General features: G+C 67.1%; 15 protein-coding genes. 1 reads left to right on the top strand and 14 read right to left on the bottom strand.

Annotated elements, in window-relative coordinates; genetic code table 11:
* Positions 1–151: 151 nt before the first annotated feature.
* Complete coding sequence (locus AB2M62_RS01735) at positions 152–1,525, top strand: family 16 glycosylhydrolase (protein ID WP_404337261.1); 1,374 nt, start codon at positions 152–154, stop codon at positions 1,523–1,525.
* Here the strand turns inward: AB2M62_RS01735 and AB2M62_RS01740 are convergent.
* The 14 genes from AB2M62_RS01740 to AB2M62_RS01805 are packed head-to-tail and all read right to left on the bottom strand — an operon-like array spanning position 1,506 to position 16,736.
* Positions 1,506–2,489: a glycosyltransferase family 2 protein gene (locus AB2M62_RS01740; protein WP_404337263.1), complete on the bottom strand. Its 984-nt coding sequence runs from the start codon at positions 2,487–2,489 to the stop codon at positions 1,506–1,508. The genes AB2M62_RS01735 and AB2M62_RS01740 overlap by 20 nt on opposite strands.
* The gene (locus tag AB2M62_RS01745; RefSeq protein ID WP_404337265.1) at positions 2,486–3,577 is read right to left on the bottom strand and encodes an acyltransferase family protein; all 1,092 of its coding nucleotides are present in this window, start codon (positions 3,575–3,577) and stop codon (positions 2,486–2,488) included. The genes AB2M62_RS01740 and AB2M62_RS01745 overlap by 4 nt, the downstream gene beginning before the upstream one ends.
* Entirely contained in the window at positions 3,574–4,737 is a 1,164-nt protein-coding gene (locus tag AB2M62_RS01750; RefSeq protein ID WP_404337267.1) for an endo-1,4-beta-xylanase, read from the bottom strand. The genes AB2M62_RS01745 and AB2M62_RS01750 overlap by 4 nt, the downstream gene beginning before the upstream one ends.
* The gene (locus tag AB2M62_RS01755; protein WP_404337269.1) at positions 4,734–5,702 is read right to left on the bottom strand and encodes a glycosyltransferase family 2 protein; all 969 of its coding nucleotides are present in this window, start codon (positions 5,700–5,702) and stop codon (positions 4,734–4,736) included. Before AB2M62_RS01755 ends, AB2M62_RS01750 begins: the two co-directional genes overlap by 4 nt.
* Positions 5,699–6,625, bottom strand: a complete 927-nt coding sequence (locus tag AB2M62_RS01760; protein WP_404337271.1) for a glycosyltransferase family 2 protein — start codon at positions 6,623–6,625, stop codon at positions 5,699–5,701. Before AB2M62_RS01760 ends, AB2M62_RS01755 begins: the two co-directional genes overlap by 4 nt.
* On the bottom strand, positions 6,622–7,551 hold the full coding sequence (locus AB2M62_RS01765) for a glycosyltransferase family 2 protein (RefSeq protein WP_404337273.1): 930 nt from the start codon (positions 7,549–7,551) through the stop codon (positions 6,622–6,624). Before AB2M62_RS01765 ends, AB2M62_RS01760 begins: the two co-directional genes overlap by 4 nt.
* Positions 7,548–8,963, bottom strand: coding sequence for an O-antigen ligase family protein (locus AB2M62_RS01770; RefSeq protein WP_404337274.1), 1,416 nt, complete (start codon positions 8,961–8,963; stop codon positions 7,548–7,550). Before AB2M62_RS01770 ends, AB2M62_RS01765 begins: the two co-directional genes overlap by 4 nt.
* Positions 8,960–10,234 carry a polysaccharide biosynthesis protein gene (locus AB2M62_RS01775; protein WP_404337276.1) on the bottom strand — a complete coding sequence of 425 codons (1,275 nt, stop codon included), beginning with the start codon at positions 10,232–10,234 and terminating at the stop codon, positions 8,960–8,962. The genes AB2M62_RS01770 and AB2M62_RS01775 overlap by 4 nt, the downstream gene beginning before the upstream one ends.
* The gene (locus AB2M62_RS01780) at positions 10,227–11,042 is read right to left on the bottom strand and encodes a WecB/TagA/CpsF family glycosyltransferase (protein ID WP_404337278.1); all 816 of its coding nucleotides are present in this window, start codon (positions 11,040–11,042) and stop codon (positions 10,227–10,229) included. The genes AB2M62_RS01775 and AB2M62_RS01780 overlap by 8 nt, the downstream gene beginning before the upstream one ends.
* A gap of 23 nt (positions 11,043–11,065) precedes the next feature.
* Positions 11,066–11,974, bottom strand: coding sequence for a capsular biosynthesis protein (locus tag AB2M62_RS01785; RefSeq protein ID WP_404337280.1), 909 nt, complete (start codon positions 11,972–11,974; stop codon positions 11,066–11,068).
* A complete protein-coding gene (locus AB2M62_RS01790; RefSeq protein WP_404337282.1) occupies positions 11,971–13,335 on the bottom strand; it encodes a GNVR domain-containing protein in 1,365 nt (454 codons plus the stop codon). The genes AB2M62_RS01785 and AB2M62_RS01790 overlap by 4 nt, the downstream gene beginning before the upstream one ends.
* On the bottom strand, positions 13,332–14,696 hold the full coding sequence (locus AB2M62_RS01795) for an AAA family ATPase (protein WP_404337284.1): 1,365 nt from the start codon (positions 14,694–14,696) through the stop codon (positions 13,332–13,334). The genes AB2M62_RS01790 and AB2M62_RS01795 overlap by 4 nt, the downstream gene beginning before the upstream one ends.
* A gap of 2 nt (positions 14,697–14,698) precedes the next feature.
* Positions 14,699–15,559: a polysaccharide biosynthesis/export family protein gene (locus AB2M62_RS01800; RefSeq protein WP_404337286.1), complete on the bottom strand. Its 861-nt coding sequence runs from the start codon at positions 15,557–15,559 to the stop codon at positions 14,699–14,701.
* A gap of 13 nt (positions 15,560–15,572) precedes the next feature.
* Positions 15,573–16,736 carry an outer membrane beta-barrel protein gene (locus tag AB2M62_RS01805; protein WP_404337288.1) on the bottom strand — a complete coding sequence of 388 codons (1,164 nt, stop codon included), beginning with the start codon at positions 16,734–16,736 and terminating at the stop codon, positions 15,573–15,575.
* Positions 16,737–17,221 lie beyond the last annotated feature (485 nt).

A 17,221-nucleotide genomic window follows, 5' to 3' on the forward strand; every position in this document is an offset into this window, starting at 1 on the left:
GTCGCAATGGTTTCAACTAAGAAATTCGAACGGGCTCGAGTTACTTTCCATTAACCGCGAAAAGCACTTTCATAGGCAGAAAATTAAAGTGGATTGCCCTACAAGGTAGTCAGGCGAGGGGTGTTTCCTCGTCGACACCGGGGGGTGTTTCATGCGTATCCTTATTTCACGCCCGCTTGCGGGCGCTTTATCCTTGTGCGCGCTCGGCGGATGCGCCGGCGATGACTCTTCTTCTACTACAACGCAAGGCACTGTTGTCGTCGCGGAGACGGCGACGACCGCCGTTGCCGGGCCGGTACAGTCCGCGCTCGCCACGACGGTTACTGCCGCGGCGACCACGGCCAATGCCTTTGCGAGTTTCGACTTCGCCAAGGGCACCAAGCTGCCCGACAAGGCGACGCTGTCGGTCGGGGCGGCGACCTATCTGCCCGGCGCGAGCGTGGCCTATGTGCCGGTGACGCTCGACCGGGCGACGCCCAACACGGTGATCGCGCGCTACACCACGGTGAACGGATCGGGGGCGACCAAGTCGATCTCGGGCGTGCATTATTCGGCGACCAGCGGCGTGATCATCTTCCGCCCGAACGATCCGCTCAAGCAGACGGTGGCAGTGCCGATCTTGTCTTCGGTGCAGGGGCAGCAGTTCTCGCTCAAGTTCAGCGAGGCGCCTTGGGGCGCCAATCAGGGCACGGCGAGCGCAACGGTGACTGCGGATGCCAATGTGACCGCCACGCCCGCTTCGACCAGCGGGTTCCGCGCGCCGCGGACCTTCCAGGCGAAGGGCACGCTCCAGTTCGATATGACCAAGACGAGCATGCACTGGTCCGACGCGGGCCATGCCGGCGCCTGGTCGACCAAGCTGCCCAATGGCCGCTCGCAGCCGGCGAACGGCGAGACCGGCATGTATCTGGACGGCTATGTCTATCCCGGCATCGAGGCGCCGCTACGCTATACCGATGAGGGCCTGGTGATGCACACCCAGGTGCTCAAGACGCCGCTCAGCTGGGCCGGCGTGGCGTATAATTACGGCTCGGTGGTGCTGAGCGGGCACAATACGCCGGTCACTCAGATCGGCTATGGCCAATATGAATGGGTCGCCAAGATGCCCAACCGCCGCGGTTCGTGGCCGGCCTTCTGGCTGATCTCGACCTCGGGCTGGCCGCCCGAGATCGATGTCTATGAGGGCTTTGGCTATCAGAGCTATTGGGACTTCGACCGGCATATCTCGTCGACCATCCATGGCGGCGCCAATGCCGTGCGAACCTTCCAGCGCGGCACCAACATCCAGGCCGAGCAGGCGTACCTGCTCAAGGGGTTCAGCCAGGGCTTCCACAGCTTCGCCGTCGACATCCAGTCCGACTACATCACCTGGTTCGTCGATGGGATGGAGACCTATCAGAGCGTCAACCCGTTCAAGGGCTTCCGCTTCTATCCGATCATGGATGTCGCAGTGAAGACGACCGGCGCGTATGATGATGGCTCGGGCGACATGATCGTCAAGAGCTTCAAGGCGTACGCGCAGTGACCGGCGCGGGGGCGGCGTAGATCGCGTCGCTCCCGCCCGCGATCGCATAGAGGCGGGCGACTGCCTTGACCCATTGCCCGGCAATGTCGAGCCGCCGCCGTCGTGCCCAGGCAAGCGCGGGCAGGGCGGCGGTGCGCATGCCCAGCAAGCCGACCGCGCGGATGCCCAGGCCGACGCGGCCACCCAGACCCGGCTTCGCCTTGCGCGCGACCATCGTGTCGGTGACGCCGATCCGCCACATCCGCCGCAAGACCCAGCCGCGCCGGGCGCGCTCGGGCCCTACCCATTCGTTCACCCGCGCGCGCGGCGCCCAGGCGAAGCCCAAGCCGAGCGCTTCGATGCGCGTGAGGAAATCGAGATCCTCGCCGCCGCTGCGATCGAAGGCGGGATCGAACCAGGGCGCCTCGAGCGCCTCCAACGCTTCTGCCGACACCAGCAGGTTGTTGCCGGCATAGAGCAGGGTGGTGCGGCCCTCGCTCCGCTCTTCGGGGCGGAAGATCAGCGTCTGCTCCGCCCAATCGGGCGCGGCGCCGGCGAAGCACGGATCTACGGGCCCGCCGACTACCGCCGCGCCGGTGCGCGCCTGCATCGCGAGCAAGGCGGCGAGCCAGCCGGGCTGGGGCCATTCGTCATCGTCGATCATCACCAGCCGCTGCATCGCCCGGTGGCCGAGCGCCTGGGCGACGAGCGCGTTGCGGACATGGCAGAGCCCCGGCTGGGGAACGAGGAGGATCTCGATCGGAACCGGAAAGTCTCGCGCCATCTCGGCGGCGACCGCGGCACCCTGCTGGCCGGCGGCGTCGTTGTCGGCGATCAGCAACGCGGCGCCCTCCAGTCCCTCCTGGCTACGGAGCGCCTCGAGCAGGCGGCGCAGCAGCGCGGGGCGGCGGAAAGTGGGGATCGCGATGATCGTCTCGGCGTCGTGCGGTCCGGCTTCGCGCAGCGTGCGATAGGCGTCGGTCATGCGCGCTCCGCGGCCTCGTGCAGCGTCGGCGGCGCCTCGGTGAAGCGGCGTTCGATCCGCTTGACCGCGCGATGGCCGGGAACCTCGATCAGCTTGTAGCTGGCCCAGCAGACCAGCCAGGTGACGAGATAGGTGGCGAGGACAAAGGCCCAGTCATCCCCCGCGAAGCCCTTGCGGTGGGCGACGCTCATGCCGCGCGCGAAGACGTCGCGGACCAGCGGGTGCCAGAGATAGATCGAATAGCTGATCAGCCCGAGATGAAACGAAACCGGGTTGGCCATCACCGCTCGGGCGACATGGCCGTTATAATAGCAGGCCATCACCAGCGGCACGAACGCGACCACCACCAGCACGTCGCCGCCGGGAACGATCAGCGCCGCGGCGATGGCAAGGCAGGCCGCGATGAAGCCGTGCTCGCCGCCGAGCCAGCGCTCGATCCGCGCATCTTGCACCAGCCGATAGGCGATCACGCCGAGCGAGAAGCCGGCAAGGCAGCGCAGCACCGGCAGGATCGTGGCGCCGTCGTTGACGTCGAGGGGCCCGCGCGAACCCTGGCCGAGCCAGGCGACGAGCAGCAGCAGCCCGACCGATCCGGCCGCCTGGAGCCAGGCGAGCCGCGAAAAGGCGAGCAAGGCGACGAGCGGATAGGCGAGATAGGCGACCAGTTCGGTGCTCACCGACCAGCTGTTGCCGGCCAGCGCCTGGGTGCCCCAGCCCCAGCTCTGCACCATCATGAGATTGGCGACAATGTTGGCCGGGGTCAGCGCTACGGTCTGCTCGCCCGAGACATTGAGCAGGAAGCGCGCGGCGAAGACCAGCGCGACGACGAGATGGAGCGGCCAGACCCGGGCAATACGGTTGACCAGGAAATCGCCATAGCTCGCCGGGCCCAGCCGCTTCACGACGCGCTCATAATAGCCGAGCGAGATGACGAAGCCGCTGAGGATGAAGAACAGGTCGACGCACAGATAGGCACGCGAGAAGAGCGTGAGATCCCAGGCCGCGAAGGCGGGATTGTGCGGGATGTGGTAAATCATCACCGCGATCGCGGCGATGCCGCGCAGCCCGGTGAGCGGGGCAATCCTCATGCAGGCAGGCCCGGCACCGGCAGCTCCGCTTCGGCGCGCGGGGCATGATCGAAGGCCTGCGCAATCGCCGCCCACAGCCGCTTGCGCCGGAAATTGCTGTCGAGCGGCAGCCCGCGCGAGAGCTCGCCGTCGGGCCAGCGATAGCCCTCATAGGTCGACAGCCAGGAATAGCGGTCCGAAAGCCCCCAGGTCAGCACCGAGCCAACCGCCGGATTGTCGAGCGCGACGTCGAGAAAGGCGCGGCCCACCGCGGCGACTTCGGCATCGCGCTGGTCGATGTCGAGCGGGCCGCCGCGATCGGCAAGATCGAATTCGGTGATGGCGATTTTCAGGCCCATGCCGCGGACCTCGTCGAGGAAATTGGCGAAGACGCGCTCGTCAAACCCTTCCTGGAAGGGCTTGAGATGACCCTGCACGCCGAGCGCCTGGACCGGCACGCCGCGCGCCAGCAGTCGCTCGAGCAACTTGAGGATCGCGGTGCGCCGCTGCTCGCAGCGCCGGGACGTATGTTCGAGCCCGTAATCGGTGAGGAAGCGGCGCGCAGTGGGATCGGCGTCGCGCGCGAGATGGAAGGCGAGATCGATATAGCCTTCGCCCAGTGCCTCGCCCCAGATCGTCTTGGCGCGCATCCCGTCGGGGCGGCCTTCCTTGGGCTCGATCGCCTCATTGACGACGTCCCATTCGGTGATCTTGCCGGCATAACGGCGCATCGCCGCGGTGATGTAGCCGCCGAGCAGACCTTCCTGGCGACGGCGCGGGCTGGTGCGCATCGCGGCGTCGAGCCATTTTGGGTTGGCGGCGTACCAGACGAGCGTGTGTCCGCGCGCGGCCATGCCGTTCTTCTGGGCGAAGGCGATCAGCTTGTCGGCGCCCGAGAAATCGAAGCGGTCGGGGCGTTGCTGCGTGGCGTTGCGCTTGAGCTCCCATTCCTGGACGATCACGCCGGCCTCGCGGACGATGGCGGCGGTAAGCGCAGGATCGCTCTGCATCTGGCTCGACTTGATCGCGCAGCCATAGCGCCGGCCGCTGCGCGCGGCATGCGCCTTGAGCCCGGGGCCGCTGGTATCCGGCATCGGCGGAAGCTGCGGCACGGCGCTCGACGTGAGCGGCACCGAGACCGCCGCAGCCGCCGCGCCGGCGAGGAAGGCGCGGCGCTTCATATCCGTGCCCCCCGCACGCGGCTGGTCAGGGCGATCCAGCGATTGGCGGTCTCGCGATAGAGCCGATCGGGCATGATGATCTGGAGTAGCACGATCGCGGCGACGCGCGGACGAAAGGCGCCTTCGCGCACGGCATCGAAATAATAGCGCAGCGCCGTGCGGCGGCTGGTCGGCCACACGCTCTTGGCGGCGTGCCAGCCCATATAAGCCGAATAGGCGCGCGCCGAGATGTGCGGCTTGAGGTCGCTCAGCCAGGCGAGGTTGCCGATATTGGCGCGGACCTGGGAAAGGCGGTTCTCGGTGCGGCGATCGGCCCAGAGCACGCTGGCCTGCGCCGCCATCAGGAAGCGCGCGCCGGCAAGCGACAGGCGGACGGCGAAATCGGTATCGTCGCCGAAGCCGACATCCTCGCGATAGCGCACGCGATCGGCGAGCAGGCGGCCGAGCGCGAGGCTGCTCGTCTGGATGAAGCCGCGATCGCACATCAGATAGCGGTCGACGCTCTCGCCTGCCTCGATCGCGCGGTGCGGCTTGAGGAACAGGCGGCCCGAGCCGCGATCGACGACGACGCGGCAATAGGCGACGACGTCGTCGCCCTGCGCGAGCAGCGGCAGCAGTTCCGCCAGATGTTCGGGGAAGAAGCGGTCGTCCGAATCGAGGAAGGCGACATAGCGGCCGCGGGCATAGGCGATGCCGCGGTTGCGCGCCGCCGCGGCGCCGGCATTGGGCTGGACGATGACATGGAGCCGCTCGTCGCCGATCGCGGCGATCGCGCTGGCGGTGCCGTCGACCGAACCGTCATCGATGACGATCACTTCGATGTCGCGGATGCTCTGGTCGAGCGCGGAGCGCACCGCCTCGACCACCGCATCGCGGCGGTTGAAGGTGGGGATCACTACGGTGAAGAGCGGCCTGTCGGCGTTCTCCCCGGCGTCGAGTTCGGCCTCGCGCTCCTCGGGGCTCATCGCGCCTCGGCCTTTCCGAAACGGTGGACGAACTGGTTGACGATCGAGCGGTAGAAGGATTTGGGTAGATAGGAGCGGAGCAGCTGGCGCGCGAGGATGCGCGGCGGCACGCGCCCGTAGAACAGCCCGCGGACCAGCTCGGGGATCGTCGCGATTGGGCGCACCGGTGCCATGTGATAGGCGAGCACGGTGGCGCGATAGCCATGGCGCGCGCGGTTGGTGAGCAGGTGGCCGCAGCGATCGAGCCAGTCGAGCGACGTCTCATAGCCGCGGACATAGGACGTGCGGCCGACTTCGGTGGCATCGAGCCAGATGGTGAGCGGCTGCTCGATCATCCGGAAGCGCCCGCCCGAGACCTGCAGCCGGACGGCGAAATCGAGATCCTGGCCCTTCTTCAGCGCCGGATCGAAGCGGACCTGCTTGGCGAGCCCGGAGGGGACGACCAGCGTCGAGGTCTGCATGAACTGGTTCGCGCAGAACAGATATTCGCCGACATCCTCATCCTCGCGGATGCCGCGATCCGGGCGCACCCAATAGCGATTGACCCCGCGATCGACCTGCATCTGCGAATAGAGGATGGTCAGCCCGTCATCGGCGGGAAGCGCAGCGGCCATGATCGAGAGCTTGCCGGGAAGGAACAGGTCGTCGGAATCGAGGAAGGCGATGTAGCGCCCGCGAGCCTCTTCGATGCCCCGATTGCGCGCCGCGCCGCCGCCGGCATTTTCCTGGCGGATGAAGCGGATGCGCGGATCGCCGAACGCCGCGATTGCAGGCTCGGGATCGTCCTTCGATCCGTCATCGACGACGATGATCTCGAAGTCGCCGAAATCCTGATCGAGCACCGACTGGATCGTCGTGCCGACGATCTCCGCGCGGTTGTAGAGCGGGATGACGACCGAGAAAGTGGGTTGGGGCTCGCTCATGCGCCGTGGACCTTTCGATATTCTTCGTAGTGATGGCCCGTAAGGGCGGCGAGCTTGCCGGCGGCGCGATAGGCCTTGCCGAGCCGGACGATGCGGGTGCCGCGATCGAGCGTCAGCGCTGCGCCGAGCCCGCCGACGACGAACCCGCCGACGATGCGTGTGGCTTCGGACGCCGCGGCCTTGAGTGGGGTGGAGTGGGTGAGGATCGTGATCATGTCGGTCATGCCGATCCGGTAGCCGCGCATCAGCAGCCATTTGGAAGTGATCCGGCTCGCCGGGATCAGCTCGGTGACGCGCGCGTCCTCGGCCCAGGCGAAGCGGCGGCCGGCGCGCTGCATGCGCGTGAACAGCTGCTTGTCGGATCCGCCGGTGAGCGCCATCGCCTCGTCGAACGGCTTGTCGCCCAGCGTGCGCAGCGTCTCCGCGGCGATCAGGACATTGGCGGTGCTGTCGATCAGGTCGACCGGGCCCGAGGCGCCGCGCGTCTTGGGCTGGAGCAGCGGATGGCTGCTCGCCCAGGGCGCGACCTGGCCCTCGAGCTCGCGCAGCACCGCGCCGCCCACGACGTCGGCGCCGGTGGCGGCCTGGCAGCGCAGCATCGCGTCGAGCCAGTGGGGTTCGGCGGCCTCGTCATCGTCGAGCATCGCGACGAACTGGACGTCGGGCAGCGTCAGCGCTTCGGCAACGAGCGCGTTGCGGACCTGGGGGATGCCCGGCGTCGGCACACTGAGCAGCCGCATCGGCCAGCGATAGCCCTGGACGCGCAGCGCCTCGGCAGCAGCGATGCCCTCGCGCTTGTCGCCGTCATTGTCGGCGACGACGATCGTCACCTGGCGCTGGGTGTCGAGCGCGGCGAGCGACAGCAGCGTGCGGCGCAGCCCGGCGGGGCGCTGGCGGGTGGCAATGCAGATCGCGATCTCAGTCACGCGCGTCTCCTGCGCCCGCGGGCGCCAATCGAAGTCCAGGATTTGCCGGAAGACCGGGTGGCAGCCGGTGCCCAGCGGCGATGCCATTCGGGGCGTTCGACCGCTTTGAACGACGCGTGCGCGATCGCGATCGCCGAGAGGAAGATCACCCAGACCTGGCGATCCTTGTCGAAGAACGACGTCTCGAGCAGGTTCTGGTAAAGCACGAAGCTCCAGATGCCGAAGCTTGTGGCGAGCAGCGTGCGGTTCTCCGCGGTCGCGCCGGTGAGATACCACCAGGCCGGCTGCACGACGAACGACACCAGAAGCAGGACCAGACCGATCGGGCCGGTGGTGACGAGGATCTCGAGATAGCCGTTGTGCGAATGCGCGGTCAGCGTCTGGAACTGCTGGTTGATGTAGAGAAAGGCAGGCGACTTGTCGCCGACCTGCCAGAAGCCGCCAAAGCCGGCGCCGAGATAGGGGTGCTCGGCAAGGTAATCGAGCGGCACCTTCCAGATCGACACGCGGCCGGTGAAGGCGGTCGGATCGGCGAACAGCCGCTCCACGGTGGGCTGGAAGGCGATGTAGAGCGCGAGGAAGGCGACCATGCCGACGCCGACGAGCAGCAGCAATATGGCGCGCTTGGCAACCGACGCGCTGAGCACACGATAGACGCCGCTGACCGCGAGGATGACGAAGCACAGGGCGAGCGAGGTCTTGCTCTTGGTGCCGATCACGAAGACGAACGCCATCACCGAGAACAATGCGAACGGCCATTTGCGCTCGGTGAAATAGGCGTGGCCGCAAACCACGAAGGTCAGCGCCATCACCGCGCCGGCGATGTTCTTGTGGAAGAAGAAGCCGCGCCAGGCGCCGATCAGCGCCTTGTCGCTCTCGCTCGGCGGGTGGACCGCGGCGGAAGTGAGCGGCAGCGATACCCAGCAGATGATCAGCGACAGGATCAGCGCGGCGCGCAGCGTCTTGTAGAGCCGTTCGGGGCCGATCAGCGCCAGCGACAGGAAGGTGATGTAGATCACGATCACCTGCTGCATCGCGCGCTTGAACGAAACGAACGGATCGACGCCCCAGGTGCAGGTGATCAGGAACCAGCCGAGCATGATCACCAGTGGCCAATAGCTGAAACGATATTCGCGGGCGTGACGCTGCGTCAGCGCGACGGTGCTGAGGATCAGCGCGAAGCCGATGAAGAACATCTGCTTCGAGAAATCCGAGCCGTCGGCATTCTGCGCCAGCGCGACCAGCTGCTCCTGGGTGCGCGACGAGAAGGGCTGCTGCCCGATGAAGATCATCATCAGGAAGGTGAAGTACACGATCTGCGCCGCCGGCAGCCCGAAGAGCCGCGTGATCCGCGGTGCGTCCTCGGTGCGGGCGGCGTCGAGGCGCCGGTGCCAGGTGGCGACGCCGGTCATTGCGCCTCGCCAGCGCGCCGGCGCCATTCGCGGTTGAGCCGATAGATGCCGAGCATCATCACGAGCTGCGCCACCACCACGCCGACGACGGTATAGACCGCGGGCACAGTAAGAGTGAGCACGAGCACCGCCGCGAGGCCGACAAAGCAGCTGCGCACGCTGGTCGCGGCGAGCGGGCGGAAGGCGCCATGCGCCTGGGTGAGCACGCTCATCGGCGACTGGATGCACTGGACGAGCGAAAGCGCCGCGCAGAATAGCACCGCAAGCATCACCGTTTGCACATCGAGCGTCGGCTTGATCAGGATATGGGGAAAGGCCCAGAGGATCACCATCGCCAAGCCAGACGTGGCAACCCAGATCACCAGCAGCGCCGCCATGAAGGCGCGCTGCGAGCCGAGCGCGCCGCGCTCGTCACCCTTGGCGACGGCGCGGGTCATGCGCGGACGCTCGAGCTGGGTGAGCGCGGTGATGCAGACATTGACCGGGCGGAAGAACAGCATGCCCACCGCGATCGGCGCGAAGGCGGCGGGACCTGCGAGCAGCGTGACGATATAGCTGTGTGCATTGGCGGTTGCCTCGGTGGTGACCACGCCGATCAGCGTCCAGGCCGATTGGCGCTGCCATACCGGGCGATACTCGGAAAAAGCGCCGACAAGGCGGGTCGGCTTGTGGCGGCCGAGAAAGCCCGCACCGAAGGGGATCAGCGCGACCATCCCGGCGAGCGCGAGCAGCGCGCCGATTTCCTCGATCCGCACGTCGAAGGCGAGCAGCGCGGCGATGCCTGCGGTGACGCAACCGGCATAGAGGATGTCCGAGATCGCCGCGGTCATCGGGGTGTGATGCGCATAGGCATTGGCGCGGCCGAACCAGCGCAGCAGCGAGATCACGCCTGCAACGCCGAAAGCGGCGGCGGCAAGCGGGCCCACCATCGCCCAGGCGATCGCGGCGCAGGCGATGCCCTGCACTAGGCAGAGCATCAGATTTATCGGGAAGAAGAAGTCGAGTGCCTCGCCCTTCTCCTCTCGTTGGTTGACTGCGATCGTATAGGGTGTCGAGACGAGCGCGTTCGACAGGCTGTAGCCGAACTGGAGGATCACCAGCAGGAAGGCGAGCGTACCGATTTCGGTGGCGTCGAGCCGGCGCACCGAGACGAGCTGGACGAGCAAATGGCTGACCGACACCGCGGCCGACGACACGCTCGCCAGCCCGAAGCGGGCCAGCGTCGCGCGAAGCGGTTTGCGTTGGGGCTGGGCCACCTGCGCATCAGCCATTGCGGTGCTTCCAGATCAGCCAGAGCGCATGGGGATTGGTGGTGAGATAGCGCCAGGCGAGATGGCGCGGATTGGTCGCCATCCGGTGGAGCCATTCGAGGCCATTGCGCTGCATCCACAAGGGCGCGCGCGGATAATCGCCGGTGATATAGTTGAACAAGCCGCCGCACGAGACGATCCAGCCGGCATTGATCCGGTCACGGTGGCGCACGCAAAAGGCCTGCTCGCGCGGCTTGCCGGTGCCAACCCACAGCACGTCGGGGGCAGCGGCGTTGATCGCGTCGATCACCGCATCCTCTTCCTCCGCCTTCCAGAAGCCATTGCGACGCCCGGCGAGTTCGAGCCCCGGCGTATCATTGGTGATCTTGGCGGCGCAGGCGGCGTTCACGTCTTCGGTGCCACCGAGAAGATAATAGCGGACCTGGCGTTCCGCGGCGCCGGGCAGGCTGTCGATGAACATGTCGGTGGTGCTCGACCGATCGGCGATCGGTGCGGGGCCATAGCGGCGCGAGGCGCTGACGATTACCTGGCCATCGGCATGGACGAGATCGGCTTTGGCGAGATCGGCGCGATAGGCCGGATCGCTGGCGTTGAGCGACAGTGCGTGCCCGTTTACGTCGAACACCAGCAACGGGCGATCACCCGCTGCCAGCCGGCGCGGCGCATCGGTCAGCATATGCTCGATCAGACCCGCCAGCGACAGCGTCGAGACCGGCACTCCGCCGACGCGGACGGTCTCAACTCGATCCTGTCCGCTGCCGCCGCGGCTGCCCAGCGGGAGATCGAGCGTTGCAACATTGCTCTGCATTGGCGTCCCCTTTGGTATCGAGTTCAGGCGAGCACCGATCCCGCGATCGGGATCGAGTGGCGGTCGAGGTCGTCGATGACGCGGCGTACCTCTGCGACCGGCGTTACGCCGTGCCGCGCGGCGATCACCACGGCGTCGAACTTCTCGAGGATGTTGCCGAACGAGGTCGATTTGCGCGGACGCTCGGCTAGATAGACGAGCAGGTTCGCCTCAGGCAGGTTCCAGCGATCGGCGGCATCGGCGAGCGAGCCCTTTTCGACCAGGCTTGCGCTTGCGGTCGCCTGGCCTGCGGGCATCAGCCACAGTCGCTCGACCGCCGTCTGGACGACGGGTAGCCGCAGCGCGACACCGCCGAGCTGTTCGGCCAAACCGATGCGGTTGGGCACGCGGAACAGCCGATCGAGCGCGGGATCGTCCATGCCGCCATCGACCAGCACTGCGCCGCCATCCATCTGAGCGAGCACGACGCCGAGATTGGCCGCGAGGATCGCGGCTTCGTCACCGCCCTGGACCGAAAGCAGGGCGAGCCTCAGCCGCCCGGGCATCCCGCCCGACTGGCGCGCGGTGGCGGTCAGCTTGGCGCGGACGGCGCGGACCTTGGCGACATAGGCGTCGCCCGGATCGAACGCGGCGGTGACGAGCGGATCGACGCGGGCATCGCCGCCTTCGAGCAGCGAGAGCCCCGCCTGGCGTGCAGCGAGCAGATCGACTGTGTCGCGATCGAGCATGCCGAGCTCGACCACGGCATCACCAAAGCCTATCCCGGCTTCACGCTGGCGCAGCTGGGCCGCGGCAATCGCTTCGTCGGAAAGCAGCGAGGACGATCGCACCAGCTCGGCCAGTTCCTGGTCGCCGGCGGCTGCCGGAAAGCTGTGCAGCGTGGCGCTCTTGGCGACTAGCGGGTTGGCCCCCGCGGTGGAACGCAGTCTCATGCAGCCTCCTGACGGGGAATGAACCAGCCGCCGCGCTGCGGACGGGTGGCAGTGGTAAGATCGGCGATCACATCGAGCTCGGTCGCGGCGCCAAGGCCGCTGGCGGTGCGCACACGCGGCCGCAGAATTTCGCCGAACACGACGACGGCGACGCCAACGAGGAGGCCGAGGGCAAGCCCCGCGACCAGCCAGAGCGGGATGTTTGGCCGCGCCGGGAACAGCGGGACGGTCGCCTCGTCGAGCAGGCTCGCATTGGGCTGCGAGATCTGGCTCTTGAGCGCGGCTTCATTGAAGCGCTGACGGACGGTGTCATAGGTCTGGCGGGCAGCCTCGACGTCGCGCTGCATGACCATCAGCTGGTCCTGCACGCCCGACATGCGGATCATCCGCCCCTCCTGCGCCGACATCTCGCCGCGAAGCTCGGCCTCGCGGCGGCTGGCGGCGGTGCTGTTGGCGGTCATCGATGCGGCCTGATTGCCGCGCGCCTTGTTGAGGCCGGCCTGGAGTTCGGCGAGCTGGGCTTTGGCAGCCGTCATCTGCGGGTGGTTGGGCCCGAGTGTCTTGGAGAGCTCGGAAACCTTGGCGGCCTGGGTGGCGGCGGCTTCCTCGATGTTCTGCACGACGAGCGAGCTGGCGACCTCGGGAACCGATGCCGAACCCGATTTCGAATGCGCCGCGGCCGCATCGGCCTGGGCCTGGACGAGATGTGCCGACAGGTTCTTGAGCTTCTCCGCCTCGAGATCCATGCGGCCGACGCCGATGATGTCGTTGGCGCGCTGGAAGTCGGAGAGACGCTTCTGCGCGAGCTCATAGCGGCGGCGGACGTCGGCGGTGCGTGCCTCGAACCATTCTGCCGAGCCGCGTGCCGACGACGCGCGCAGCCCGACCTGCTCGCGCATATAGATGCGCGCGGCCAGGTTCGCGACCTTCGCCGCGACCTGGGGGTCCGGATCGAGATATTGGAGCTGGAGGACGTTGCTCTGGCGCCCGGTCGAGGCGGTCAGGCCGCCGCGCACACGCGCGGCCGCCTGCTGGAGCCGGGTGTCGGCGGGAAGATCGGCGGGGGTCTGCTCGACAAAGCCGGCGGCCTTGGCGATCGCATCGCTGACCTTGGCGCTTTTGATCAGGTCGAGCTGGGTGGCGATCACCGAATCGGTCTCGACACGGCCCTGCTGCTGCTGGTCGGTCGCGGTCGGATCGGTCTGCGACAGATCGAGCAGCATCGACGACGTTGCCAGATATTGGCGCGGTTGGGTCAGCGCGATCGCGGCGACGACGAGGAACAGCGCACCGGCAATGGCGGCGACGAGCAGCCACCGCGCCTTGAGCGCCTCGATCAGATCGGCGGCTCGTATCGTCATAGCGCGGCTACTCCCTGGATGCGCTCGCGCGGTGCCTCGGCCTGTGGCGTGCGCGCGATATCGTCAGCGGGTGCCGTCTCGGTCGCGAGCAGCACCAGGAATTGAGGCGAGAGCGAGTCCTCGAACTCGAACAGGCCGGGTTCGCGCTCGGTGAGCGCAGGACGGAGCAGCGCGATCGCCTGCTCGGCGGCGGCGAGGCTGTCGCGCGCGTCCTCGAACAGATCGGCACTGGCGCGCGCCAGTCGATCGGCATCGAGCGCCTGCGACTGGGAGGCCAGCGCGCCCGCGGCGGCGAGCACACTGCGCAGCGGGCCGGCGGTGCGAAGGGCGCGATCGAAGATCCGGCGGACCTCCGGGCTGAGATCGCTCCATTCCTCGATCGCGTCGGCAGTGCCCTGCTGGACGTCGGCGAGCGTTACGCGGTCGCGCCGCGCAGTGTCGGCGGCGAGCGCGGCGTGCATGCCGACCAGCCGGGCATGATAAGGCGAGCCGAGCGCGATGCCGACGATCCGCTCGACGGCGCGCTCGTCGAGTTCGAGCCCGGCCTGTTGGCCGCACAGCCGCAACAGCCCGGCGAGCTCGTCATTGGCGATCGGCGGCACCGGCTGGGCGAACAGATGTCGACGCAGCGACGGGTGCGACGCGATCAGGCCGTCGACATTGCCGGCGATGCCGACCAGCACCACCTGCACGGGCGCGTGCATATCGGTGAGCAGCTTGAGCAGCGTCGCGACGTCGTGACGCGTGCGCGGCGATTCCACGCGATCGAACTCGTCGACGATCAGCAGCGTGCGCTGGGTGACGTTGGCGACGAACAGATTGGCGAGCTGCTGGACATCGGCGTCGGCGCCAATCGTCGCGTGGCTGCCCTGGGTCATTGGCAATTCGGCGAGGAAGGGGCGGAACAGCCCGCCGACATCGGCACCGGCGCTGGCCGAGCCATAGAGCGCGACGCAGCCTGCCTCGTCGGCAAGATCGCCGAAGACGCGGGCGAGCGAGGTCTTGCCAGATCCGCGGCCGCCGAAGATCAGCGCGTGCTTGCGCTGGATGACCACCGAATCCATCAGCCGTACCAATTCGCGCTGGCGCCCGGCCAGGCCATGCCGATCGGTGACCGGCATCGCAGTGTTGAACGCGGCGAACACGGCGTTACGCCGAAACGCGATCACGGGACGCGGCGCCGGGGCAATGGCGCGCGCCAAAGCCGGGGCAGGGCTGGGCGCCTCGCTCCAGGCGGGAGCCTCGAGCAGCAGCGGGATCCGCCGGCCGCTATCGGCTGCAAACAGGGTGCGCAGCCAATGCTGCACTTTCTGGGTCAGTCCCATCGGGAAATCTCCCTCGGTTGCGGGATAGCGCGCCATGATCAGAACAGCTTTTCGCGGATGACGAGCACGTCTTCGGGCTGGACGGCATCGTCGAGCGAGACGTTGTCGATCTCTTTGCCACCACGGCGGACCTTGATCCGCTTGGTCGAGCCGGCGAGAGTGGGGCCGCCGGCGAGAGCGAGCGCCTGGCGGAAGGTCTGGCCCGGGACATAGCCGAAGCCGCCGGGCTGCTGGACCTGGCCATAGACATAGACCTTCTCGGCCGCGGGGACGAAGAGGATGTCGCCTGGATTAAGCGTACGCCCGGCGCCGGCATTCATGTCGGCGAGCGAGATGCGCACCGGGCCGCTGCCATCGGCGGGGGTGAGGATCACTGCGTTGGCGCCGATCGCCGTCGATCCACCGGCCTTGGCCAGCATCGCGGCGACCGAATAGGGGCGGTCGAGCGGGTAATTGCCGGCCTGGGGCACGTTGCCGAGCACCGTCACGAAGCGGCTGACATATTGGGAGACCTCGACATTGATCGAGGGATTGGTGAGATATCCGCCCGCCGAATATTGCGCGGCGATCGCGTCGGCGAGCTCGGCGGTGGTCTTGCCGCGCGCGTCGATCGGGCGAAGCATCGCCAGGCGCACGGTGCCGTCGGACTTCACCTTGGTGGTCACCGAAAGATCGGGCTGGCCATAGATGGCGACCTTGATCTCGTCGTCGGGGCCGAGGCGATAGCCGACCGGCGCGGAGGCGCTCTCCGGCGCCGGCGCTGCGCCCGGTGCCGCAGTCGGCGCGGCCGAGGCCAGCTGGGTCGGTTGCGCCGTCTGCGCGGCGGCGGCCAGCGGCGCTAAAGCCAGCAGCGCCGCGGCCATGCTTGCCGGCTGGAACATGCCAATACTCATCTTCATGCTCCTCATTGGTTCAGAACTTTGCCGTAGCGCCGAGCGACAGGCGCGTTGCCTTATAGTGAGAGGCATCACTGTTCGTGCTGCGATCATAATGGGATAGCGATAGCTCCAGGGCGAACCTCTCCGTCAGTTTGCGGCGCATCAATGCACCGAACTGGTTCGTGCGATCCCGGGTGTAGCTGAACGGCCGAATGCTCGCGTCCTGGCGGAGCTCGCGGCGCGAAAAATCGGCAAAGGCACCGATCGAGGTGAGTTCGCTAAGGCCATATTCGGCGCCGAGCCGGTACCCGGTGCGGATCACGAAGCCGGTGGCGACCAGACTGTCATTAACCACGGTGCGATCGGTCGTGCCGGTGATCTTGAGCCGCGGGATCGCCGTGGTGGCAAGCTGGACCCGCCAGCCGGGACCATCATAGCTGCCCACCGCGCCGGAATTGCTGGTGACGTGCATCCAGCGCAGGTCAGCGCTGACCGTGGTGATCGGCGACACCGAGCGATCGAACGTGACGCCGCCGGCATCATAGCGATTCTTGACGCCGATCTCCGGGCGATCGCTGTCATTATGTTCGTAATAGGCAGTCAGGCGGCCCAGGCTCGGCCGCGCGTAACCGATGCCCGCGCGATAGAGATTGCTCGTCATGTCGGCATATTCGAAGCCGTCGCCGTTGCGCGTGGTGTCGCGACGATAGGCGGCAAGCGGATAGAGTCCGGCGGCGCGCTCGCAATCGGCGGCGACGCCCAGCGTCGAGAAGCGCTGGAGATTCTCGGTGGCGCTGTTGATATCGCCATAATCGGCGCGCTGCTGGCGATAGCTGGCGAGCGGGCGGACCGAGCAGGTGCCGGCGATGAGCAGCTTGCCCGAAGCCTCGGCTTCGAACCGCGGCTTGCTGCGCTGGCTCTCGCTGATGAAGCGATCATAGCCGGCAAGCCCGCGCAGGGTGAAGGCGCGCACGCCATTGTCGCGCGTGAAGCGGACTTCGACCTGCGGCGTGACGATCACATCGCTGGTCGGATCCTCGCGCGCGGAATCGACGCGATAGACATTGTCGTCATACACGGCAGTGAGCGACGGTTCGATATGAAGGCCCTGCTCGGGGGTCTTCTTCTCGTCATTCTGGGCGTGTGCGGGCAGGGCCAGCGCCATGCTGCACACGGCGCCGCTGGCGACGATCCGCAACCGCCCACCTGCAACGCGGGTGCGGCAATCCAGACGCCCCGCGCCCTTCGCAGTTGCGAAAGGATTAACCCTTGATACGCTATTCGGCGAGCAAAACACGCGCTCATGACCTCATTGCAATGCAGCAATTCGGGCATGCTAGCTCGTTTCGCCGCACCTGCACACCAGTGGGTTAACCACTGGTCGCGCGTGAGGCACGGTTTGGTCGTTTATCTGCGGCGAAGCGATCCGAATGCTTGACCGCAACGCCGGTCTGTTAGCTAAATATTAACCAAGCGAGTGCACCTGTAGCACCAGCAAATGCAGCAACGCCTGCCCATCGCGAGAAGGACTGGACTAGTCGTTCGCCAAGCGGCTCGCTCCATTCGGCGGGCATCAGCCACACCGGTTCGGCCTGTGTGTCGGCGGGTGCGCGCGTCTCCGCGTCCCGCGAGAAAACAAGATTGTCTGCCACCGCTCTGACCCTTTTTGCTCAGCGGGCAGCT

It is taken from the genome of Sphingomonas sp. MMS12-HWE2-04 (genome assembly GCF_044881185.1).
Taxonomy (GTDB): Bacteria; Pseudomonadota; Alphaproteobacteria; order Sphingomonadales; family Sphingomonadaceae; genus Sphingomonas.